This window comes from Pokkaliibacter plantistimulans (genome assembly GCF_003194385.1).
In the GTDB taxonomy this organism is placed as follows: Bacteria; Pseudomonadota; Gammaproteobacteria; order Pseudomonadales; family Balneatricaceae; genus Pokkaliibacter; species Pokkaliibacter plantistimulans.
Window position 1 is genome coordinate 18,621 of sequence record NZ_LAPT01000037.1, and the last position, 22,058, is coordinate 40,678.

Sequence of the window (22,058 nt, forward strand, 5' to 3'; positions counted from 1 at the left end):
GGCTTATTAATACAGCACGCGGTTGACGACATTTTCCAGATACTCCTGCTGGCCGGATACCGGTTTTGGATCCAGTCCGGCATCCAGCACCAGCTGCTGCAGTGAGGACAGCGAATGTTCGCCCTGCAGAATCTGCTTGCCCAGCGGCGCACTCCAGCCACGATAGCGCTGCGCCACCGCATCGCCGAGCTGATCCTTCTCCAGCATCGCCGCTGCCCGTTTCAGTGACAGCGCCAGCACATCCATGGCGCCGATGTGGCCGTGGAACAGGTCATAACGGTCGATACTCATGCGGCGTACCCGCGCATCGAAGTTGAAACCTCCATTGACGAAGCCACCGGCCTTGAGAATTTCATACATGACCAGGGTGTTTTCCTCGACGCTGTTGGGGAACTGATCGGTATCCCAGCCCAGCTGGGCGTCGCCACGGTTGGCATCAATGGAGCCGAAGATGCCCAGTGAAATGGCGGTCGCCACTTCGTGCTGGAAGGAGTGACCTGCCAGCGTGGCATGGTTGGCCTCGATATTCACTTTTATCTCCTGCTCCAGACCGAACTGCTTGAGGAAGCCGTACACCGTGGCGCTGTCGTAATCGTACTGGTGCTTGGTGGGCTCCTGTGGTTTAGGCTCGATCAGCAGGGTGCCGCTGAAGCCGATGCGATGCTTGTGCTCCACCACCATCTGCATAAAGCGCCCCAGTTGTTCACGCTCCTGCCGCAGATCGGTATTGAGCAGCGTCTCGTAGCCTTCGCGCCCTCCCCACAGCACGTAGTTGACGCCGCCTAGCGCATGGGTGGCCTGCATGGCTGCGCAGACCTGCGATGCGGCATAGGCGAAAATTTCCGGGTCCGGGTTGGTCGCCGCGCCCGCCATATAACGGCGATGAGAGAAACAGTTGGCGGTGCCCCAGAGCAAGCGGACGCCGGTTTCTTCCTGCTTGCGTTGCAGCACGTCCTGCATCTGGGCAAAGCGGTACAGGTACTCCTTCAGTGAGCGGCCTTCGGGGAACACATCGACATCATGGAAGCAGTAGTAGGGAATATTCAGCTTATGGAAGAACTCGAAGGCAATGTCGGCCTTGAGCAGAGCCAGTTCCATCTCATCACCGGCCTGCTGCCAGGGACGGATAAAGGTGCCCTGGCCGAAGACATCGGCACCGCCCCAGACGAAGGTATGCCAGTAGCAGGCCGCCATCCGCAGGTGTTCGGCCATGGTCTTGCCAAGGATGACCTGCTGTGGATCGTAGTGGCGAAAAGCCAGGGGGTTGCTGCTGTCGGGTCCTTCGTAACGGACCTGTTCGATGGCATCGAAATACGCCGTCATGGTGATTCCTCTTCCGCTGTTGTTGTTTTAGCTGGCCCGCGCGCGTCAGCCGCTGCGGGTAGTGAACTGATAGCAGCTGTGCTGCCGGTAAGGATGTTCGGGGCTGTAGATACATGCTGCCGCGCGCGGGCTGTTGACCTGATCGGGCAGGGCCTGGGCTTCCAGACAGAAACCGTCGTGATTGCGGTAGTGGCCCTGCTTGCCGGCCATGCCGGCCAGATAATTGCCGGTGTAACACTGCAGCCCCGGCTGATCACTGCTGACCCGCAGCTGGCGGCCGCTGAGCGGTTCATACGCCACGGCCACTTCGCGCAGGCCCTGACCTTCAGGTAGCCAGCAATGGTCCAGCCCGGCGCCGAGCTGCAACTGGCGCGGGCAGTCGGCCTGCGTCAGCGGAGCCAGCAGGGTGGCCAGCTGCTGTGGCTGGCGCAGATCGAACAGGCTGCCATCCACCGCCTCTTCACGCTGCGGAATCAGCTGTTCATCCACCGCCAGATAGTGCCCGGCATGGATCTGCAGCCAGTGCTGGCTGATGTCACCGCGGCGGGGTGCCAGATTGAAGTAGGGATGCGCGGTCAGATTCAGCGGGCAACGGGCAGAAACCTCGGCCTGATAGTGAATATGCAGGGTGCTATCGACGATACGGTAAGTCACCTCCACCCGGACATCGGCCGGATAGCCACTGCGGCTGGCTGGCAGCGAGCAGCCCAGACGCAGATGCTGCGGACCCTGTTCCAGACACTGCCAGAGCTGAGCATGCAGGCCCTGATCACCGCCGTGCAGATGATTGCTGCCCTGATTCTGCTGCAGCTGGATGGTCTGGCCGTCCAGCTCGAAGCGACCCTGGGCAATGCGGTTGGCCCAGGGGCCGACGATGGCACCGAAGTAGGCGCTGTCATGGTGATAGTCCTGCAGCTGCGCATAGCCCAGCAGCACGTCTTCCCACTGCCCATCACGATCCGGCACCCAGGCGGACAGCCAGCGTGCACCCAGATTACTGATGGTGCAGCGCAGGGCGCCGCTGTCACTTTGCAGCTCATAGCTCTGCAGGGTGGTGGGCAAGGTTTCAGCAGCAACAGACATCGCGTGTTCTCCTCAGATGGCTTTCATAAATGCGCTAACCGCAGCGGCCTCGCAATTACGCTTTTTCGGTTTGCCGTTGTGAAATTTCACCGTCTTTGCGTGCCCGAACAGGCAACGAAAAAACGTAAAAGGGTTGTGGATTAGCACAATGGCAGAGCCCGGGAGCCGACGCTAGATTGAGGTGGCCAACCCATCCCCCGCTGCATCCGCCTTCTGCCCGTGGGCGCTGCAAGGGGGATGGCAGGTTGTGGTCCGGCTCTGGCAGACACTGACGGTGTCGGGGAAAAACCAGATTCCACAATGCGGCAGACGCGCAGTCTCAACCCGCTGCTGCCTGTAACGACTGATTTCGCTAGTAACTAGATTCCGCAAATAACTACATGAACGAGGAATATGCGATGAAACCCATCAAGGCCACCCTCAAAGCCTCTGTCAAAGCGGTTGCCTGCGCTGTGCTGCTGGCCGGTGTGTCGGTGCCTGCCTGGTCGGCAGTGAAGATCGGCATGGCGATCGATGACCTGCGTCTGGAGCGCTGGCAGAAAGACCGCGACTTCTTTGTCGCTCAGGCCGAGAAACTCGGCGCCAGCGTGGATGTGCAGTCTGCCAACGGCAATGAGCAGACGCAGATCGCGCAGATCGAGAACATGATCTCCAAGGGCGTCAATGTGCTGGTGATCATTCCCTACAACGGCGAAGTGCTGAGCAACGTCATCGCCGAGGCCAAGAGTGAAGGTATCAAGGTGCTGGCCTATGACCGCCTGATCAAGAATGCCGATATCGACTTCTATGTGTCGTTCGACAATGAAAAGGTGGGTGAGATTCAGGCCGAGGCATTACTGAGCAAGCAACCCAAGGGTAAGTACTTCCTGATGGGCGGTTCGCCGGTGGACAACAATGCCCATATGTTCCGCGACGGACAGATGAAGGTGCTGAAGCCGGCCATTGATCGTGGCGATATCACCGTGGTGGGTGACCAGTGGGTGGATTCCTGGCTGGCAGAAAATGCGCTGAAAATCATGGAAAACGCCCTGACCGCCAACCATAACCAGATTGATGCGGTTGTCGCCTCCAATGACTCCACCGCCGGCGGTGCGATTCAGGCCCTGCAGGCGCAGGGGCTGGCGGGCAAGGTGGCGATCTCCGGTCAGGACGCCGATGTGGCGGCGCTGAAGCGCATCATCGCGGGCACCCAGACCATGACCGTGTACAAGCCGATCAACAAGCTGGCTACCGAAGCCGCTACGGTGGCGGTGGCGCTGGGGGACGACAAGGCGCCGGAGTCCAACGCCACCCTCAACAACGGCAGCAAGGATGTGCCTTCCTACCTGCTTGATCCCATCGCGGTCGACAATCACAACCTGCAGCAGACCGTTGTCGCTGATGGTTTCGTCAGTCAGGCCGCTCTGGCCCAGTAATCCGCGCTTTGAGGTAACAGACAGACCGCCCTTTAAGGGTTGGTCTGCGTTCCATGACATCCAACCGGCTGGGTAAAAGAGGTGTGCTATGGCTTTGCTGGAAATGCGCCGTATCAACAAGACTTTTGGTCAGGTGAAGGCGCTGGATGGCATCGATCTGCAGTTGCAGACCGGGGAGGTGCTGTCGCTCTGTGGCGAGAACGGCTCGGGCAAGTCGACCCTGATGAAGATTCTCAGTGGCGTCTATCCGAGTGGCGACTATGAAGGAGAAATCTGGCTGGCCGGTGAACGGATCCGCGCCCGTGGCCTTCGCGATATGGAAGCGCTGGGCGTGGTGATGATTCATCAGGAGCTGACGCTGGTGAAGCAGCTCAGCATTCAGGACAACCTGTTTCTGGGCTGTGAGCCTCATCAGCACGGTGTGCTCAATGAGGCGCGTATGTATCAGCGGGCCTGCCAGCTGCTGCAGCGGGTCCATCTGGATATCGACCCCGACACGCTGGTGGCTGATCTCGGCGTCGGGCAGCAGCAGCTGGTGGAAATCGCCAAGGCGCTGGGTAAGGAAGCGCGGCTGCTGATTCTCGATGAACCCACCGCACCACTGACGGAGCGCGAGGCCCAGCTGCTGCTGGGGCTGATCGGTGAGCTGCGGCAACAGGGCGTCAGCTGCATCTTCATTTCCCACAAGCTCAGCGAAGTGAAGGCCATCTCGGATCTTATCTGCGTGATTCGTGATGGCGTACACATCGCTACCCGCGAGGCGCGACAGCTCAGCAGTGACGATATCGTCACCCTGATGGTGGGACGGGAGATTCGCCAGCTGTTCCCCCGTGAGCCGCACGCCATTGGTGACGTGGTGCTGGAAGTGGGGCCGGTCACCGCCTGGGATCGTCAGCGGCCCGGTGTGCAGCGGGTGCAGAACGTCAGCTTCAGCGTGCGTGAAGGGGAGATTGTCGGCATCGCCGGGCTGGTAGGGTCTGGCCGTACGGAGCTGATGGAATGCCTGTTTGCCAGTTATGAAGGGCGTTATCAGTGTCCGCTGCGTCTCAGGGGGCAGGCGCTGCAGTTCAGGGACAACCGGCAGGCGCTGGCGCAGGGCATTGTCATGGTGCCGGAAGACCGCAAGCGCCATGGCATCGTGCCGATTCTCGGGGTGGGCGACAACATCACCCTGGCGGCATTGCCCACCCTGCGCCGCCACGGTCTGCTGTGTGAGGCCAGCGAAACCGTCGCTATTAATGACGGCATTCGCCGTTTGCGGGTCAAGACGGCGGCGGCCAGTCTGCCGATCAGTCAGCTCAGTGGCGGTAACCAGCAGAAGGCCATTCTGGCCCGCTGCCTGATGCTGCATCCACGCATTCTGATTCTCGATGAACCGACCCGCGGTATCGACGTCGGCGCCAAGTATGAAATCTACAAACTGATCTACGAGCTGGCGCGACAAGGCATCGCCATTCTGATGGTGTCGTCGGAACTGCCCGAGGTGCTGGGTATCAGTGACCGGGTGCTGGTCATGCATAACGGTCAGTTGAAGGGGGATCTGCCCAATGACGGGCTGACCCAGGAAGCGATCATGGGCTGTGCCCTGCGACAGGAGGAGGCCAGCCATGCTGGATAAACCACACGTCACCCTGAATCTGGGGTCTGCCGCTGTGCCGGCAGCGACCATGAGACCCACACTGCGGAGCCTGCTGCAGCGCCATCTGCAGCTGCTGGTGATGGTACTGGCGCTGCTGCTGATTGCCGTGGTGTTCAGCATCACCACCGATGGCAGTTACCTGAGTGCCCGCAATGTCTCCAATCTGCTGCGTCAGACGGCCATCACCGGCATTCTCGCCATCGGTATGGTGTTCGTCATCGTCAGTGCTGAAATCGATCTGTCGGTCGGCTCAATGATGGGCCTGCTGGGAGGCATCGCCGCCATTCTCGATGTCTGGTTTGGCTGGCCCCTGCCGTTCACCATTGTGCTGACGCTGGCGGCAGGTTTGCTGCTGGGGCTGTGGAACGGCTGGTGGGTGGCCTACCGCAAGGTGCCGTCCTTTATTGTCACGCTGGCGGGCATGTTGGCCTTCCGCGGCATTCTTATCGGCATCACCGAAGGCTCCACCGTGGCACCCACCTCCAACACCATGGGGCTGATTGGCCAGAGTTATCTGCCGGATGCAGCCAGTGTCGCGGTGCTGGCGGTGGCGGCGCTGGTGATACTGGGCTGGCGTCGCTACCAGCGCGGCCTGCGGCAGCAGCTACAGCTGCCGACACCTGCGATCAGCCGCGAGATGATGCAGGTCGGCGCTGTGCTGCTACTGGTGCTGGCAGGCGTGCTGCTGCTCAACAGCTACCGGGGCGTACCCACGCCGGTGTTGCTGCTGATTGTGCTGATGCTGGCCGGTGGCTTTGTGGCCCGCAAGACCCTGTTTGGCCGGCATGTCTACGCCATCGGCGGCAACCTCGATGCCAGTCGTCTGTCGGGTATCGATGTGGCCCGTACCAAGCTGACGGTGTTTGCCCTCAACGGAGTGCTGGTGGGCGTGGCCGCGCTGATTCTCTGCTCGCGCCTTGGTGCCGGATCCCCCTCGGCGGGTAACTTTGCCGAGCTGGATGCCATCGCCGCCTGCGTGATTGGTGGCACCAGCCTGGCAGGTGGTGTCGGCAGTATCTATCGGGCGGTGCTGGGAGCGCTGATCATGTCCAGCCTCGACAACGGCATGAGCATGATGGATGTTCCGACCTTCTGGCAGTACATCGTCAAGGGCGCCATTCTGCTGCTGGCGGTCTGGATGGACAGCGCCACGCGCAGAAGAGCGTGAGCATGTGCTGAACACGGTGTTGTCCCTGCGCTGAGTGGCCGGCTTGCCCGCTGGCTGCCCGCTTCCACTTTAATCCCTGCCTGCTACCCTTATAGGCCATGAATAACAACAAGATTGATCGGCGCATGTTCGAGAAGAAGTACCGCATCACCCTGCTGTTCAATGCCAACAAGGTCTATGACCGGCAGGTCATTCAGGGAATCGGTGAATACCTGCAGGCCTCCCAGTGTGACTGGGACATCTTTCTGGAAGAGGACTTTCTCTGTCGCATCCAGCATGTACGGGAGTGGATGGGCGATGGCATCATCGCCGATTTCGACGACCCGGCCATTGCTGCTGCGCTGGCGGATTTGCATGTGCCGGTGATCGGCGTCGGTGGCTCCTACATGGACGATGCCGATTATCCGGAGGTGCCCTATGTGGCGACCGACAACTATGCTCTGGTGCAGATGGCTTACCAGCACCTCAAGAGCAAAGGGCTGGAACATTTTGCCTTTTATGGCCTGCCGGAGAACTCATGGAAGCGCTGGGCTCATGAGCGAGAGCGGGCCTTTGTGCATGTACTGGCCAGTGATGGCTATCAGGGCGCGGTCTATCGGGGGCAGGAAACCAACCCGGAAACCTGGCAGTACGACATGAACCGTCTGGCCGACTGGTTGCAGCAGCTGCCGGCACCGGTCGGCATCATCGCCGTCACCGATGCCCGCGCCCGGCATATTCTGCAGGTGTGCGAGCATCTGAATATTCTGGTGCCTGACCGGCTGGCGGTGGTGGGTATCGACAACGAAGACCTGACCCGCTATCTCACCCGGGTGCCGCTCAGTTCGGTGGGACAGGGCTGCAGGGCCATGGGTTATCAGGCGGCCAAGCTGCTGCACGGTGCCCTGCGTGGCCGCCACCCCGGCAGGGTGCGCAAACTGATCGCGCCCACTGCCGTCTTCGAGCGTCAGTCGACGGATTTCAAGGCGCTGAAAGACCCTTATGTGATTCAGGCCATGCACTATATCCGTCTTAATGCCTGCAAAGGGATCAAGGTGGAGCAGGTGCTGGATTACGTCGGTGTGTCCCGCTCCAATCTGGAGAAACGCTTCCGCGATGAGCGTGGCCAGTCGGTACACAACGAGATTCACTTTGCCAAACTGCATCAGGCGCAGCATCTGCTGGCGGCGACGGACCTGCCGATTGCCGAAATCGCCGGTCTGTGTGGTTACCCCTCGATTCACTACCTCTACTCGGTGTTCCGCAAGCATCTGGAATCGACCCCACGGGATTACCGTACCCTGCACCGGCCGGTGGTGGAGTAGTGCTTCTACTTTGGTTGAATAGTGAGTAGTCAGTCAGTCGCAGCCCGTATGTCCTCTGGTGTGTCGAATTTCAGCTCATATTAGGGTGTCAGCATATAGTCTGGTGCTGGCACCACCCTTTTTATCCATTCTTTATAATTCATAGTCACGAAAGTCATATTGTGACTTGTCTGATCAGCGGGCCGTAAGCCGTGCTGACCAGCGAAGAATGAGCGAACGGGGTCATCACCATGCGTAACAACCAGCCAGTCACTGGCCGTCAGCTGGAGCTGCCGGCCAACGCCAATATCCTGTCGACTACCGACAGTCAGAGCCGTATCACCTACGTCAATCAGGACTTCATCGCCATTAGTGGTTTCACTGAGGAGGAGCTGCTGGGGCAGCCGCACAATATGGTGCGTCACCCGGACATGCCCCCGGCGGCCTTCAGGCATATGTGGGCGACGCTGCAGGCAGGCAATTCGTGGATGGGGCTGGTCAAGAACCGCTGTAAGAACGGCGACCACTACTGGGTCAGTGCCTATGTCACACCTATCACCCGTGACGGCAAGATCACCGAGTATCAGTCGGTGCGGACCCGACCCAGCAACCATCAGGTCGATCAGGCCGAAGCCCTGTATGCCCGGCTGCGTGCCGGGCATACACCGCTGGTCTGGCGGTTGCCCAGGCTTGGGGTCGCAACACGTCTCTGTCTGCTGATCTGGGTGCTGTTACTGGCAGCGGCCGGTGCCGCGGTCGGCTGGCTGCATACGGCGCTGCCCGGCAGTCTGGCACTGGCCGTGACGCTGGCGCTGCTGGTGAGCGGCGTCGTGCTGTGGCAGCTGGCACCACTGACCACCCTGCTGCAGCGTGCCCGCAAGGTGGCTGACAACCCGCTGAGCCAGCTGCTCTACACTGGCCGCGCCGATGAATGGGGCAGCATCGAGTTTGCCATGCGCATGTTGCAGGCCGAGACCGGTGGCGTGATCGGTCGCATTGGTGATGCCGCGCAGCGGCTGGGGGGCTGCACCGACAGTCTGGTGGAGCAGATTGATCACTGCAAAACCGTGACTCTAAGCCAGCAGGGCGAAGCGGATCAGGTCGCCACTGCCGTCACGGAGATGTCAGTCAGCATTCAGCAGGTGGCAGGCAATGCCCAGAGCGCTTCGGTGGCGGCCAGTCAGATTGATGTGGATACCCGCCGTGGCCAGCAACTGGTCAGTACCACCAGCGAAGCCATCGGCTCGCTGTGTGGCGAGATTGCACGGGCCGCCGGTGTGGTGCAGGAACTGGATAGCCATAGCCAGCAGATCTCCAGAGTGCTGGAAGTGATCCGTGGCATTGCTGAGCAGACCAATCTGCTGGCGCTGAATGCTGCTATTGAAGCCGCGCGGGCCGGTGAGCATGGCCGTGGTTTCTCGGTGGTAGCCGATGAAGTGCGTGCCCTGGCCTACCGTACCCAGCAATCGACCGAAGAAATTCAGCAGATGATCGGCTCACTGCAGCAGGGGGCACAGCAGGCAGTGCTGGCCATGAGTCGCAGTGGTGAGCAGGCCAGTGCGTCCGTCAGCATGGCGCAGGAAGCAGCGGCGGCGTTGTCGAGTATCGGGCAGGGCATGAGCGAGATTTCCGCCATGAATCTGCAGATCGCCACCGCTGTCGAGCAGCAGGGCATTGTCAGTGAGGATATTAACCGCAGCATTCTGAACATGCGTGCCGCGGCCGACAGTAATGTCAGCAGCAGCGAGAGTAATCGCTGCAATGCCAACTATGTGGCTGGGCTGAGCAGTGCGCTGCATCAGCTGGCCCAGCAGTTCTGGCTGAAGTCCAGCCAGCACGGTTAGTAAGGCTTTTCAGTAGGATGTGTGACCACTGCATCGCACCTTCCCCGCACGATGCAGTGGCTTTTTCACTACAGGTCGGGGCTGACTGCTACCGGCTGATAGTTGTCCAGCCACTGGGTCAGGCTTAGCAGCGGCATCGGCCGTGCCAGTCCGAATCCCTGAATCTGATCACAGCCCAGATGGCGCAGAATGCGTGCCTGTTCGTTGACTTCCACCCCTTCGGCCACAATGGACAGCTCCATGGCATGGCCCATCTGCACGATGGCGCGGACAATCTTGCGGCTGTCGGCCTGCTCGTGCACATCGGTAATAAAACCACGGTCAATCTTCAGGGTGGAGACCGGCAGCTGTTTGAGGTAACTGAGGCTGGAGTAACCGGTGCCAAAGTCATCCAGCGCGATACTGACCCCTTTCAGTTGCAATGCCTGCAGGGCGGCAATGTTTTCCATGGGCTGGCGCATCATGACCGACTCGGTGATCTCGATCTCCAGCCGCCCCTGTGCGTGCGGATAGCGCTGCAGCAGCCGGTCGATATAGCCGACGAACTCTTCATCCTGCAGCTGTCGGCTGGAGACGTTGACCGCCACGGTCAGCGCGCCGTGCTGTTCGGCACCGATCTTGGCCAGATCCTGACAGGCCTGTTCCAGCGCCCAGTAACCCACCTGTACGATCAGACCGCTGTCTTCCAGCAAGGGTATAAAGTCGGCGGGCGACACCAGTCCGCGTTCCGGGTGCTGCCAGCGCAACAGCGCTTCTACACCACTGATCTCACCGTTTTCCAGCACCTGCTTGGGCTGATAGAACAGGGTGAACTCGCGCAGACGCAGGGCCCGGCGCAGCTCGCCCTGTAAGCGGATACTGGCCAGCAGCTGGGCCTTGTTGTCCAGCGCCGATTCATAACGGAACAGACGGCCGTTGCCCTGTTCCTTGGCCAGCTGCATGGCCAGATCGACATTGCTGAGCAGCTGGGTGGAACTGCTGCCGTCATCAGGGAAGTACACCACGCCCAGACTGGCCGTGATGAACACCTCGTTGCCGTCGATGGTGCAGGGGGTGCTGACATAGTTGAGCAGGGTGCTGGCATAGAGGCTGAGATCGTTGCCGACCTGTTCCGGGCGCAGGATAAAGGCGAACTCATCGCCCCCCAGTCGCGCCAGTGGCGCATCCTTGCCCAGGGTCAGCTGCAGCCGCTGGGCCAGCTGATACAGCAGCTGATCACCGCATTCGTGGCCGAGGCTGTCGTTAATTTTCTTGAACCGGTCGAGGCCGAGCTGGAACAGGTAGAAAGGCTGTTGCTGCTGGCTGACATACTGCTGCAACTGGCTGTGGAAGCTGGTGCGGTTACTGAGGCCGGTCAGATGGTCGAAGTACGACAGTTTGCGCACACTTTCCTGCTGGCGCCGGCTTTCGGTGATGTCCTCGATCACGGCGACGACCTGCAGGCCGCTGCTGTGCTCTTCCAGCGGTGCGGCATCCTGACCTCTGTCCTTTTCCACCAGATAATGGCGGGCATGCAGCCAGCGCACTTCCTGTTCGGCCGTCAGCAGGCGGTACTCCAGTACCACTTCCTGCGGGTTGTCGCCCTGTGCCTGACCGCTGAACAGCTGCTGTAGCTGCTGCATCACGTAGGCTTTGTCCTGCGGATGCAGCCATTGGTTCCAGACCTTGGTATGGGCTTCCGGATGATGCTGGTGGATGCCCATCAGTTGCTGGAAGGCCGGGCTGTAGTAGTCGAAACGCTGGCTGTCGACATCGAAAATCCAGAATGCGCGGGCGACTTTCTCCACCACCTGACGGAAGCGCCATTCACTTTTCTGATGGGCGTCGAGAATGGTCTGCAGCTCGGTAAAGTCTTCCAGCGCCAGCAGCAGGTAACGCTCCTGCTGCCATGTCAGCGCTGTGACCTTGGCCCAGTGCCAGTAGCTGTTGCCGTTGAGCTGTGACTGCTGCTTGTGCAGGTAATAAGGGATACGCCCCGACATGACGGCACGCATACCGGCGGCCAGATCACGTGTTGCTTTGTCACCTTCGTTACCCGCCTGTTCGCAAAGGGTGAGGAGATTGAGCCCCTGCCAGTGGCTGGTGGTGGGGAAGAGCAGGGAGGTTTCGTCCCAGCGGTTGTTGGTGAGGACCACATTGCCGCGGCAGTCGAGCAGGCAGAGCTGTTCATCCAGCACCTCCAGAATCTGCTGTGCCAGCTGAGAGGGAGGCTGCGGAGTGACCGCTGTAGGGGTGGCACAGTGCAATGTGCCTTCGACACAGCGCTGGTTGGTGCTTTTGTTGCTCCAGCCGCGCAGGATAATGACGACGTCTTCGCCCTGCTGGCGTTGCAGGCGGAAGCGGCAGTCAAACTGCCCTGTCTGGCCGTTAAGCGCATCGCGCAGGGTGCTGAGCAGCGGCAGGCGGTCGGCTTCGGCGACCGCTGCCAGCATCTGCTTGACGTCGCCCTGCTGCTGGCGACAACCAAGCAGCTGGACGGCATGGGCCGACAGGGTAAGCAGGCCCTGAGCATCCAGCTGCCAGGTCCCGGCCCGACAGGCCTGTTCCAGCCGTGACAGACGCTGCTCGCTGCACTGCAGTTGCTGCTGCAGGGCCTGGCTGTCATTCCATGGCAGCAGATACAGGCGGCGGTGTGGGCCGTCGGTACAGAGACGCAGCTGCAGTCTGGCCTGCTGGCTGTTCAGCTGCAGCTGGCAATTGCCCTGCCCCTGCTGCAGGCAATGCAGCAGGGTACTGTACTCCGGATGAGCAAGCAGATCGGGCAGCAGCTGCCACAGACTGTATTGCGTCAGTGCTGCAGGCTGAGCGAACAGGGCATTGGCCGCCGCATTGCTGCGTACCACCGTGCCGTCAGCGCCAAGTAGCAGAATGCCTTCCTGCAATTCGTCAAATGCCAGGCAGGGCGGGTTGTCCAGATGATCACAGGCCAGTGGCGCCAGTTTGTCGGTGACCACCAGATACCAGTGACGGTGGCTGAAGCGGAGGCGCATGATCCAGCCATGCCACTGTTGCATCACACCCTGTGCATCGCTGCGCTGAGCCTGGATACGGGTCGGCGTCGGGCCGGCCTGCTGCAGATACTGCTGAATAGTAGCCTGCCAGCTGTCTGGCCAGAATGACCACCAGGGGCGCCCCAGTACCTCCTGTTGATGACTGGCGCCCAGCCGTTGCAGACTGACGGTGTCGACAAAATGCAGCCGTCCTTCTTCATCCAGTAGTTTGACGTCACCGCGATGGGACTGCATCAGTGTCTGCAGCAGGGGCTGGCCATGGTTGCGCCAGTCATCAAGCTGGCTGGCCATATAGCGTTGCTGCAGCAGCCCGTGCAGATAGCGGCTGACGCCTAGCAGAATGGTCAGCATTACGGTCGCGTTGAACGCCTCAATACTGGTCTGCGGCAGCAGCACGCTGACCAGCAATAACGTCAGGGCCAGCACAAACCAGCGGCGTGGCAGCAGCGGTGACATTACAATAAGGCTGGCTGAAAACAGGCGCGTTACCGGCGGCAGCGGGCTGTGCAGCAGGTACAGCAGGAGCATGCCGACGGCGACCAGAGCGATATTCAGGCTGAGAAGGACGCGGGATTGGCTGGCCGGTTGCTGTTGTGTCAGTTGATGCTCTATGCAGGCCTGCAGAGAGGGGAAGTTGTCAGTGGTGTGCAAGGTAGCTCCAACCGGTCGCGCCGCCCAAAAAATAACTCCGTATGATGACGATAAACAAGGTGCTACACGATAAGCGATTGCCCCGTAAGGATTAAGGAAATTCCTTATAAAGCGTCAGCGTTACGCGGATAGTTTTGTCGTGACGAATCTATATGTTTATGGGCTGTTTGCCTGCAGAAACAGGACAGGCGAGTACTGGAAGGGAGGCTGCTCAGGACATCGGTCACAGGATGTCATTCCCCAGGTTGCCCTTTTCGTGTTGGGGGCGCAAAAACGAGGCTTCCATGCCCTACCGAGAACCATCAGATAAGCTAGAAATGCTGCTGCAGCGTCAGTTGCATTATGTGCGACGCAGTCGTTGCGGGGTGCGCTGGCTGCCCTGGCTTGGCGGTGGGCTGCTGATCCTGCTGTTACTGGTACAGGAATGGCTGCTGCCGGATGCCCTGTCGACCGCACAGCACAGCTTGTTTGTGGTGCTGGCCGGGCTGACCCTGACTGCGCTGCTGTATCTGGGGATGACGCGGCTGGCCCAGTGTCTGGACAAGATCCTGCAGGGGCAGCGTGAGCTGCTGCAGCTGTTCTATAGCCATCCACTGCCTATGTGGCTGCAGCAGCAGGAGCGGCTACTGGCCGTCAATAAGGCGGCGTTGACCTTGTATGAAGTAGACGTAGATCAGTTTGCCTGCCTGTCCGGGCAACAACTGCTGGGCGAGCGCCTGACAGGTGACGAGAACCAGCCCGATAGCCTGCGGGTGCTGGCGCTGGCCCGGCGCGATGTGCCCATCCGCCTGTGGGAAGTGCCATTGCAACTGCAGGAAACGCCCAGTACTCTGCGCATCGTGCAGGATATGACCGCCTTTCAGCAGGCACGGGAAGCCATTCAGGAGCGCGAGCGGCGCTACCGGCAACTGATTGACTACCTGCCTGATGGGGTGCTGATCCAGCAGCATGATTACATTCTGTTTGCCAATCCTGCTGCACAGCAGATTCTCTGTGGTCGCAGTAGCGCAACGGTGATGGGCCTGCCACTGTGGACCTTTATCCGTGAGCAGTCCGTGCCGGTGGAGCAGGTACTGCCCAATGACGGCTGCTATATGGAACGCCGGTTGCGGCGACTGGACGGCACTGAGTTTGATGCCGAGATCGCCAGTACACCGACGCTGGTGGACGGCAAACCCGCCATTCAGATGATTGTCCGTGATATCAGCGAGGCCAAGGCGCTCCGTACCCGGCTGACGGATGCCAATCACCGGCTCAAGTATCTGTCCGGCAAAATGCTGGAAATTCAGGAGCAGGAACGCAAGGCCATGTCGCGTGAGCTGCATGACGAAGTGGGGCAGAACCTGACGGCCCTGAAGATCCACTTACAGATGGCCTCTCGCCGTCAGGACAAGCCGGTCGACTGGCCGCAGCTGGTAGATATTGCCGACCGCTGTGTGCAGCAGATCCGCGACATGTCACTGATGCTGCGCCCCCCGCAGCTGGATACGCTGGGCTTGCAGGCTGCCCTGCAGTGGCACATGGACCGCCTGCGCGGCCAGTTACCTGAGCGCTCCAGTCTGTATGTGGCTGCCACGCTGCTGGGGCTGTCGGATCACATTCAGGTGGCCCTGTTCCGCATCGTGCAGGAGGCATTAAATAACATCATCAAGCATGCACAGGCCCAGGTGGTGGAGGTGCGCCTGCAACACCGGGGCAATCATATTTCTCTTGATATTGAAGACGATGGCAGAGGTTTTGATATTAACGCGAACAACAATTCCAACCTCCAGGGCCACGCCAGCCCTCACCACCAGGCCGGACTGGGCCTGATCAGCATGTCCGAACGAGCGGCTTTGCTGGGCGGCGAACTGCAAATTGTCACCAGCCCCGGGCTGGGTACCCGTCTGCACGTCACTCTCCCCATGCATAAGGGGGCAGTATGAGTAGTGGCGATTATTCCATCGTGCTGATTGATGACCATGCGCTGGTCAGGGCGGGCATCCGGGTACTGATCGAAGAATTACCGGGTTTTACTGTCAGGGCCGAGGGCAGCTCGGTGGCCGAAGCTCGCCAGCTACTGGCGTTGCACCAGCCCGACATTCTGCTGCTGGATCTGGCATTAAAGGACGGTAGTGGGCTGGATGTCCTGAAGTCGCTGGAAAGTGAGCGCATTATCGGCAGGCCCTGGGTCATCATTCTGTCCATGTATACCTCGCGGGACTTTGTCGTCGGTGCCATTCGTGCCGGTGCCCGCGGTTATCTGCCCAAAGAGGCGGCCAGTGTCGAGCTGGAGCTGGCGCTGCAGAAGGTGGTCAACGGTGATCTCTACCTGAGTGCAGGGGTAACGGAAGAGGTGCTGCAACCCCTATATGGCAATGGTAGTGAGACCATTCCGCCGTCACTGACGCCGCGCCAGCAGGAAATCCTGATCTTTATCGCACAGGGACTGAGTACCAAGGAAATCGCCTGGAGGCTGGGGATCAGCCCCAAGACGGTCGAGGCGCATCGTCTGCAGATGATGGAGCGGCTGAATATCAAGGACATCCCTAATCTGGTGATCTATGCCATCCGTCAGGGGCTGGTCAGTATCTGATCATTGACTGGCCGTGTGCACGATTTTGCGAACCGGTTCTGGCAGCGCACTTTCTATCTAAAGAAACTGAGATCGCTGCAAAGAGTGCGCTGAGTCGCGTTGCCGAATGACCGGACACAAAAGCAAAGCCCCGCGGTGCCATGCACCGCGGGGCTTTGCGTTATTCAGGAACAGCGTCTGCGCTGGGCTCCTAGAGCATCAGCATGCCCAGCAGACCGGTAGCAATCAGGTAGTACAGGGTCGGCAGGATGGTACGACGCAGAGTCTGTCCTTCCTGACCGAGCAGACCGACCGTGGCCGAAGCGGCGACCACGTTGTGGATGGCGATCATATTCCCGGCCGCCGCGCCCACCGCCTGCATGGCAACCATCACCACCGCAGACAAGCTGAGTGACTCGGCCACACCGTACTGGAACTGCGACAGCATCATGTTGGATACGGTGTTACTGCCGGCGATAAAGGCACCGAGTGCGCCGATCCAGGCATCAAAGAAGGGATAGATATTACCCACCGAGTCGGCCACATAGTGGGCCAGCGCAATGGGCATACTGGCCAGCTGCATGCCGTTGACGCCGGAGTTGATCATGATACGCACCATCGGAATGGTGAAGACCAGTACAAAACCCGCTCCCAGCAATACACGGCTGGCTTCACGGGTGGCGCGGGCCAGTGCGGCGCTCTGCATCCGATGCAGGAAGAAGGTGATGGCGACGACAATCACCATCAGTCCGCCGGGCAGATAAAGTGGCTCGATACTGGCGCTGATGCCCTGCTGGTCAAGAATGTTTTTCCAGCCAAAACTCAGGCTTTTGGTCAGTGCTCCGAGTTCCAGAGCAGGAATACGGGTCAGCACCAGCAGCAGCGCCACCAGCAGGTAGGGCGTCCAGGCACGTAACAGGCTCATGCCCGCCAGATGACTGTCATCATGGTGTCCGTTGCCATTGCCGTTGCTCAGTTTGCTGCTCCAGTCTGCCAGCCATTCGCTGCGTGGCGGGAAGTCCCATGTCGTTTTGGGTTGCAGGAAGCCGCGTTTGGCGGCGGGTACAACGATGGCCATACCGACCAGGGCTCCGATAATGCTGGGGAATTCAGGGCCAAGAAACAGCCCGGTCAGCATGTAGGGCACGGTGAAGGACAGTCCGGCAAACAGGGCGAATGGCAGGATTTCCAGCCCTTCTTTCCAGCTGCGGTTGGCACCGAAGAAACGGGTCATCATCACCACCATCAACAGCGGCATCAGGGTGCCGACCACGCCATGGAGGATAGCCACATGGTCAGTGATCTGTTGCAGGAACTGCGCCCAGCTGCTGCCATCCGCCAGCAACTGCTGCTCGATGCTGTCGTTCTTCAGGCCCGCGGTGACGCCAATGACGATCGGGGTACCGACCGCACCAAAGGAAACCGGCGTACTCTGGATCATCATGCCGATCATGACTGCTGCCAGTGCGGGGAAGCCCAGCGCTACCAGCAAGGGAGCGGCGATGGCTGCAGGTGTACCGAAACCACTGGCTCCTTCGATAAAGCAGCCAAACAGCCAGGCGATGATGATGGCCTGTACCCGGCGGTCAGGGCTGACATCAGCAAAGCCGGAGCGAATGGTACGGATGGCGCCGGAGTACTGCAGCGCTTTCAGCAGCAGAATGGCGCCAAAGATGATCCACAGAACCGAGGCCGTCACGACCAGACCCTGCAGGCTGGAGGCCGCAATACGCAGGGGAGTCATGTCCCAGCCCAGCCAGGCGATGGCAGCCGTTAGCAAAAAAACGAGAGGCATAGCGCGTCGTGCTGGCCAGTTCAGGCCCACCAGCAGAAAGCCTGCAGTGGCGATGGGCAACACCGCCAAGAGTGCTTGGATGGATGGTTGCATAGTCTTTTCCTGTTGTGCCTGGTAAGGCTGCCGTTGCATCACGGAGCAACGTTGTCGGCAACGAAAGGCAGTCATTGCGCCAGGCGGTTTATTTTTATTGAACTGTCAAAAGTGTGCAGACCTATGACAGGGAGTATCCACGACGAGCCTCTGCGGCAGTGACGGCTGGAAAGCCACTCCGGCCTCAATGGTTCGCGTATGAGCAGCACCATACGCAAAGTCAAACTGCTTGTTAAATAGACAAAGGTTGAATTTTGTAAAATGGTAAGACCAATAAATGGCGTTTTTAGGCTTTTTATAGATAAGAATCACTATTTTAAATTATTGGTATTACCAATATTTGACATGAATTCGGTGCTCGTCAGCACGTTACTTAGCACGGACGCAGGGGTGTTTTGATTGGGGTTGAGATGGCTCAGAAACACGCTGGGCGAGTAAAAAGTGAGCAGTTTTCTTGCTATTGGCAGGGGTGAGGGGTATAATGCCGCCCGCTTGTACCTGTGGTACGGGATTTTGCCCCTGAATGGTTGGGGTGCTCCGCCTGAGGCTGGGCCTGGGTTGACCCGCAAGGGACTCGGTAGCAGCCGATAATGTTTGGACAACAAGCAAATTAAGGTATAGATAATGTCTAAAGTTTGCCAAGTTACCGGTAAGCGTCCAGCTGTTGGTAACCACGTTTCTCACTCTAACATCAAGACCAAGCGTCGCTTCATGCCTAACCTGCACTACCATCGTTTCTGGGTAGAAAGCGAACAGCGTTTTGTACGCCTGCGTGTATCTTCTAAAGGTATGCGTGTCATCGATAAGAAAGGTATCGATGCAGTTCTGACCGAAATCCGCGCTCGCGGCGAGAAAGTGTAAGGGGATAGATCATGGCTAAAGGTGTTCGTGAGAAGATCAAGCTCGTTTCAAGCGCTGGTACTGGTCACTTCTATACCACTACCAAGAACAAGCGCACCATGCCTGAGAAAATGGAGATCAAAAAGTTTGATCCCGTTGTTCGTCAGCATGTGAACTACAAAGAAGCCAAAATCAAGTAAGCTCTGGCTTCTTCTGATTGGATTCGTAAAGACAGCTGCCTCAGGGCGGCTGTTTTTATTTGTGCTCCTTCTTTTCGTTTACCCTTCCCGTATTTGACAACGCGTTGCCGCTAAAAAGCGGCTAGAATATTTCGCGTCTGCCTTATTGTCAGACGAGCTACCCAGCCAGCGCTTCTCCCATGCCGGGTGCTGGTGCCCTCATCTGTCTGCAACACGCCGTCGGTCGTCCGTCTGGCCGGTGTTCCTTTGTCAAAGCCGAGGCATGAGATGCTGCGTTCTGTCTTTCTTCGCTCAGTATTGTGGCCAGTGCTGCTGGTCACGGTACTGTTGTTATTGGCTCTGGGGCTATTGCTGGCCAAGTCCTGGCGCACACTGGAAAATCTCCAACCCGTCGAAGATCACCTGGAAGTGCTGGTGCAGCTGCAGACCACTGAGCAGCATTTGCAGCGTCTGGTGCTGGCTGAAGTCAGCCCGCTGCCCTGGGGGCTGTTGCAGGCGGACGTCAAACGTCTGTATGACATGAACGGCTTTATCGATCTCGACTCCAACGATCATCTGCGCAATGTGCGGCAGGTGCTGAACAACGCCGATCTCAATGACCACCAGCGGCTGCAGCAGTTGCAGGAGCTGCTGTTTACCCTGTCTGATGAAGAGCATGCCGCCCACCAGAATCTGCTGCGGCATGTGCGGGCGTCAGCATGGCAGGAGGCCTGGTTGTCTGCCCTCGCGCTGGGGCTGTTCCCTTCGCTGGGTATCGGGCTGCTGTTCCTGATGCGTAAACGCATCTGGCAGCCTCTTGAACAGCTGGGTCTGCTGATGACGGCGCTAACCGATGAAGGTTACCGGCCTATGTCCACCGAAGATGTGGACCCGCTGCTGCAGACACTGTTCCGGCACTACAACACCATGGTAGCGCGCCTTGCAGAGCTGGAGCAGGAACATATCAGCCGCAATCAGCTGCTGCAGAATGAAGTGGAGCAGGCCAGCCGGACGTTGCTGCTGCATCAGCGTGAACTGGCCACGGCAGAGCGCCTGGCAGCAGTGGGTGAACTGGGGGCCAGTCTGGCGCATGAGTTGCGTAACCCGCTGGCGGGCATTTCCCTGACCCTCTCCAACCTGCGTGCCGAGCTGGACGAAGGGGATCAGACTGAGCGCCTGACCCTGGCCATCGGCGCACTGGATCGGATGTCAAAGCAGCTCAATACGCTGCTGGCGCAGACGCGACAGCAGCCGGAGCCGCTGTGTCGCTGTCAGTTACATCGCAGTATCGAAGAAATTGTCGCACTGGTGCGCTACCAGATTCCTGAACACGTCCATATCCATAACAACATTCCCGAGCATATCCGTGTGCAGCTGGCCGAGGGTCGGTTGCATCAGGCCATTCTCAACCTGATTCTGAACGCGGCGCAGAGCCTGGATCATCAGGTAGGGCAGATCGTGCTCGACGCCACCGAAGATGCCGATCACGTGACGCTGACGGTGGCCGACGACGGCCCTGGCTTCCCCGCTGCACTGTTGAGCGGGGGGATTCGTACCTTTGTCAGCTTCCGCGAAGGCGGGACCGGTCTGGGGCTGGCGATGGTCCGGCGTTTTATGCAGGACATGGGCGGCGAGTTGCAGGTCGCGAACCGGGCAGAAGGCGGGGCTCTGGTGTCGCTGCGCTTTCGTGTCGGTGAGGCCGGAGATTACCGCGAGCAGGCAGGCTAAAGGAGACCTAGATGGCCGATACCATACTGATCCTCGAAGATGAATCGTTGCTGGGCGCCGAGCTGCGTCGCCATTTTCAGCGTCAGGACTGGGAAGTGTGTTTGTGCTCCAGTCTGGCTGAGGCGCGTCATTGGTTGCTTGAGCAACAGCTGGATCCGCTGGTAGTGCTGTCTGATATGAGCCTTGGCGATGGTAACGCCCTGAGCCTGCTGGAAGAGGTGCGCAAAGCGCAGCGGCCGCAGGAGTGGATCTTCCTGACGGGCTACGGCTCGATTCCTGACTCGGTGCAGGCGTTGAGGCTGGGGGCCTTCGATTTCCTGGAAAAACCCTGTGATCTGGGGCGTCTGGATCTGGTGGTGCAGGGGGCTGCCCGCAGCGCCCGTGCGCAGCGACGGGTGGAGCTGATGAGCAGTAGCGTTGGGCAGGGGGTGGATGCCTTCGTCGGTCGCAGTGAGGCTGCTGAGCGGGTGCGGGCGTTGCTGCAGCGATTACTGACCGTGCCGTTCAGTGCGCTGGCCATTACCGGTGAGACCGGGACAGGCAAGGGGCTGGTTGCACGTATTCTGCATCAGGGTGGCTTGCATCGTGACGGGCCGATGGTAGAGATCAACTGTGCGGCGTTGCCCAAGGAGCTGCTGGAATCTGAATTGTTCGGCCATGAAGCCGGTGCTTTTACCGGTGCCAAGGGGCGTCGCCGTGGTCTGCTGGAGCAGGCCAGTGGTGGCACGTTGTTCCTCGATGAACTGGGCGAGATGGACATCGAGCTGCAGGCCAAACTGCTGAAGGCCATCGAAGACAAGCGCATTCGGCGTTTGGGCGGCGAGCAGGAAATTCAGGTGGATGTGCAGATCATTGCGGCCACCCATCGCAATCTGCAGCAGCGGGTTGAGCAGGGCTCCTTCCGCGAAGACTTGTATCATCGCCTGAGTGTCTTTCAGCTGGAGCTGCCTGCATTGCGGGAACGTCTGGACGATATTCAGGATCTGGTCTGGCCGCTGGTGCATGAGTTCAATCTCAAGGCGAATCGCCGGGTGCGGCATATACCGCCCGAGGTCTGGCAACGACTGCGTCAGCATCACTGGCCGGGCAACGTGCGTGAGTTGCGCAATGTCGTGGAACGATGCGTGCTGCTGGCCGAAGATGAGCGTTTTCCGCTGGAGTGGCTGCAGCTCGGCAAAAGCCATGAAGCAGAGCCAGTGCCGGTGATGAAGGCAGAGGTTCAGGGAGATGCCCTGGTGCTGCCGCTGGATGGCAGTATGGCGCTGGATGAAATGGAGAAGCACATCATCGAAACGGCACTGACTCGGCATGGCAATAATGTGGTGGCCACGGCCAGAGCCCTGGGGACCACGCGCGAAACCCTGCGCTATCGTCTGCAGAAATACCACATCAAGATCTGATGCGAGTGGATCCGGTCGGCGCTTATCAGGTCGTTGAAAAACGTTATCGAGG

Annotated in this window: 15 protein-coding genes; 11 read left to right on the forward strand and 4 right to left on the reverse strand. The window is 59.5% G+C overall.

What is annotated here, in order from left to right:
• Positions 1-6: 6 nt before the first annotated feature.
• Positions 7-1,323, reverse strand: coding sequence for a xylose isomerase (xylA, locus tag WH50_RS08990; protein ID WP_110187002.1), 1,317 nt, complete (start codon positions 1,321-1,323; stop codon positions 7-9).
• Between the two features lie 45 nt (positions 1,324-1,368).
• Positions 1,369-2,406 (reverse strand): aldose epimerase family protein, encoded by a 1,038-nt coding sequence (locus WH50_RS08995; RefSeq protein WP_110187003.1) that lies wholly within the window; start codon positions 2,404-2,406, stop codon positions 1,369-1,371.
• Positions 2,407-2,804: 398 nt separating this feature from the next.
• Here WH50_RS08995 and xylF point away from each other — a divergent pair, with 398 nt between their 5' ends.
• The 5 genes from xylF to WH50_RS09020 all read left to right on the forward strand — a co-directional run bounded on the left by xylF (position 2,805) and on the right by WH50_RS09020 (position 9,755).
• The gene (gene xylF, locus WH50_RS09000) at positions 2,805-3,821 is read left to right on the forward strand and encodes a D-xylose ABC transporter substrate-binding protein (RefSeq protein WP_110187004.1); all 1,017 of its coding nucleotides are present in this window, start codon (positions 2,805-2,807) and stop codon (positions 3,819-3,821) included.
• A gap of 88 nt (positions 3,822-3,909) precedes the next feature.
• Positions 3,910-5,439: a xylose ABC transporter ATP-binding protein gene (locus WH50_RS09005; RefSeq protein WP_110187005.1), complete on the forward strand. Its 1,530-nt coding sequence runs from the start codon at positions 3,910-3,912 to the stop codon at positions 5,437-5,439.
• Positions 5,429-6,628, forward strand: a complete 1,200-nt coding sequence (locus tag WH50_RS09010) for a sugar ABC transporter permease (RefSeq protein WP_279305913.1) — start codon at positions 5,429-5,431, stop codon at positions 6,626-6,628. Before WH50_RS09005 ends, WH50_RS09010 begins: the two co-directional genes overlap by 11 nt.
• Before the next feature lie 98 nt (positions 6,629-6,726).
• Positions 6,727-7,932 carry a XylR family transcriptional regulator gene (locus WH50_RS09015; protein ID WP_279305914.1) on the forward strand — a complete coding sequence of 402 codons (1,206 nt, stop codon included), beginning with the start codon at positions 6,727-6,729 and terminating at the stop codon, positions 7,930-7,932.
• 230 nt (positions 7,933-8,162) lie between these two features.
• The gene (locus WH50_RS09020) at positions 8,163-9,755 is read left to right on the forward strand and encodes a methyl-accepting chemotaxis protein (protein WP_110187006.1); all 1,593 of its coding nucleotides are present in this window, start codon (positions 8,163-8,165) and stop codon (positions 9,753-9,755) included.
• Between the two features lie 68 nt (positions 9,756-9,823).
• On the opposite strand, the gene WH50_RS09025 is transcribed toward WH50_RS09020, so the two are convergent.
• A complete protein-coding gene (locus WH50_RS09025; RefSeq protein ID WP_110187007.1) occupies positions 9,824-13,417 on the reverse strand; it encodes an EAL domain-containing protein in 3,594 nt (1,197 codons plus the stop codon).
• A gap of 284 nt (positions 13,418-13,701) precedes the next feature.
• Between WH50_RS09025 and WH50_RS09030 the strand changes: the two genes are divergently transcribed.
• Positions 13,702-15,342 carry a PAS domain-containing sensor histidine kinase gene (locus tag WH50_RS09030; RefSeq protein WP_165838365.1) on the forward strand — a complete coding sequence of 547 codons (1,641 nt, stop codon included), beginning with the start codon at positions 13,702-13,704 and terminating at the stop codon, positions 15,340-15,342.
• The gene (locus WH50_RS09035; protein WP_110187009.1) at positions 15,339-15,992 is read left to right on the forward strand and encodes a response regulator; all 654 of its coding nucleotides are present in this window, start codon (positions 15,339-15,341) and stop codon (positions 15,990-15,992) included. The genes WH50_RS09030 and WH50_RS09035 overlap by 4 nt, the downstream gene beginning before the upstream one ends.
• A 190-nt stretch (positions 15,993-16,182) precedes the next feature.
• Here the strand turns inward: WH50_RS09035 and WH50_RS09040 are convergent, their stop codons facing one another.
• Positions 16,183-17,859 (reverse strand): L-lactate permease, encoded by a 1,677-nt coding sequence (locus WH50_RS09040; protein WP_110187010.1) that lies wholly within the window; start codon positions 17,857-17,859, stop codon positions 16,183-16,185.
• A gap of 624 nt (positions 17,860-18,483) precedes the next feature.
• Here WH50_RS09040 and rpmB point away from each other — a divergent pair.
• The 4 genes from rpmB (at position 18,484) to WH50_RS09060 (ending at position 22,006) form a co-directional block, all read left to right on the forward strand.
• The gene (gene rpmB, locus WH50_RS09045) at positions 18,484-18,720 is read left to right on the forward strand and encodes a 50S ribosomal protein L28 (RefSeq protein ID WP_104155515.1); all 237 of its coding nucleotides are present in this window, start codon (positions 18,484-18,486) and stop codon (positions 18,718-18,720) included.
• 11 nt (positions 18,721-18,731) lie between these two features.
• Complete coding sequence (gene rpmG / locus WH50_RS09050; protein WP_104155516.1) at positions 18,732-18,899, forward strand: 50S ribosomal protein L33; 168 nt, start codon at positions 18,732-18,734, stop codon at positions 18,897-18,899.
• Positions 18,900-19,166: 267 nt separating this feature from the next.
• A complete protein-coding gene (locus WH50_RS09055) occupies positions 19,167-20,606 on the forward strand; it encodes a sensor histidine kinase (RefSeq protein ID WP_110187011.1) in 1,440 nt (479 codons plus the stop codon).
• Positions 20,607-20,617: 11 nt separating this feature from the next.
• A complete protein-coding gene (locus WH50_RS09060) occupies positions 20,618-22,006 on the forward strand; it encodes a sigma-54-dependent transcriptional regulator (protein WP_110187012.1) in 1,389 nt (462 codons plus the stop codon).
• Positions 22,007-22,058: the final 52 nt, after the last annotated feature.

What these genes read in the sequence shown, in the direction of transcription:
- WH50_RS09060 (WP_110187012.1), top strand. Translation starts at nt 20,618, where the DNA reads ATGGCCGATACCATACTGATCCTCGAAGATGAATCGTTGCTGGGCGCC.
- WH50_RS09010 (WP_279305913.1), top strand. Translation starts at nt 5,429, where the DNA reads ATGCTGGATAAACCACACGTCACCCTGAATCTGGGGTCTGCCGCTGTG.
- WH50_RS09040 (WP_110187010.1), bottom strand. Translation starts at nt 17,859, where the DNA reads ATGCAACCATCCATCCAAGCACTCTTGGCGGTGTTGCCCATCGCCACT.
- xylA (WP_110187002.1), bottom strand. Translation starts at nt 1,323, where the DNA reads ATGACGGCGTATTTCGATGCCATCGAACAGGTCCGTTACGAAGGACCC.
- xylF (WP_110187004.1), top strand. Translation starts at nt 2,805, where the DNA reads ATGAAACCCATCAAGGCCACCCTCAAAGCCTCTGTCAAAGCGGTTGCC.
- WH50_RS08995 (WP_110187003.1), bottom strand. Translation starts at nt 2,406, where the DNA reads ATGTCTGTTGCTGCTGAAACCTTGCCCACCACCCTGCAGAGCTATGAG.
- WH50_RS09015 (WP_279305914.1), top strand. Translation starts at nt 6,727, where the DNA reads ATGAATAACAACAAGATTGATCGGCGCATGTTCGAGAAGAAGTACCGC.
- WH50_RS09020 (WP_110187006.1), top strand. Translation starts at nt 8,163, where the DNA reads ATGCGTAACAACCAGCCAGTCACTGGCCGTCAGCTGGAGCTGCCGGCC.
- rpmB (WP_104155515.1), top strand. Translation starts at nt 18,484, where the DNA reads ATGTCTAAAGTTTGCCAAGTTACCGGTAAGCGTCCAGCTGTTGGTAAC.
- WH50_RS09055 (WP_110187011.1), top strand. Translation starts at nt 19,167, where the DNA reads ATGCTGCGTTCTGTCTTTCTTCGCTCAGTATTGTGGCCAGTGCTGCTG.
- WH50_RS09035 (WP_110187009.1), top strand. Translation starts at nt 15,339, where the DNA reads ATGAGTAGTGGCGATTATTCCATCGTGCTGATTGATGACCATGCGCTG.
- WH50_RS09005 (WP_110187005.1), top strand. Translation starts at nt 3,910, where the DNA reads ATGGCTTTGCTGGAAATGCGCCGTATCAACAAGACTTTTGGTCAGGTG.
- rpmG (WP_104155516.1), top strand. Translation starts at nt 18,732, where the DNA reads ATGGCTAAAGGTGTTCGTGAGAAGATCAAGCTCGTTTCAAGCGCTGGT.
- WH50_RS09030 (WP_165838365.1), top strand. Translation starts at nt 13,702, where the DNA reads ATGCCCTACCGAGAACCATCAGATAAGCTAGAAATGCTGCTGCAGCGT.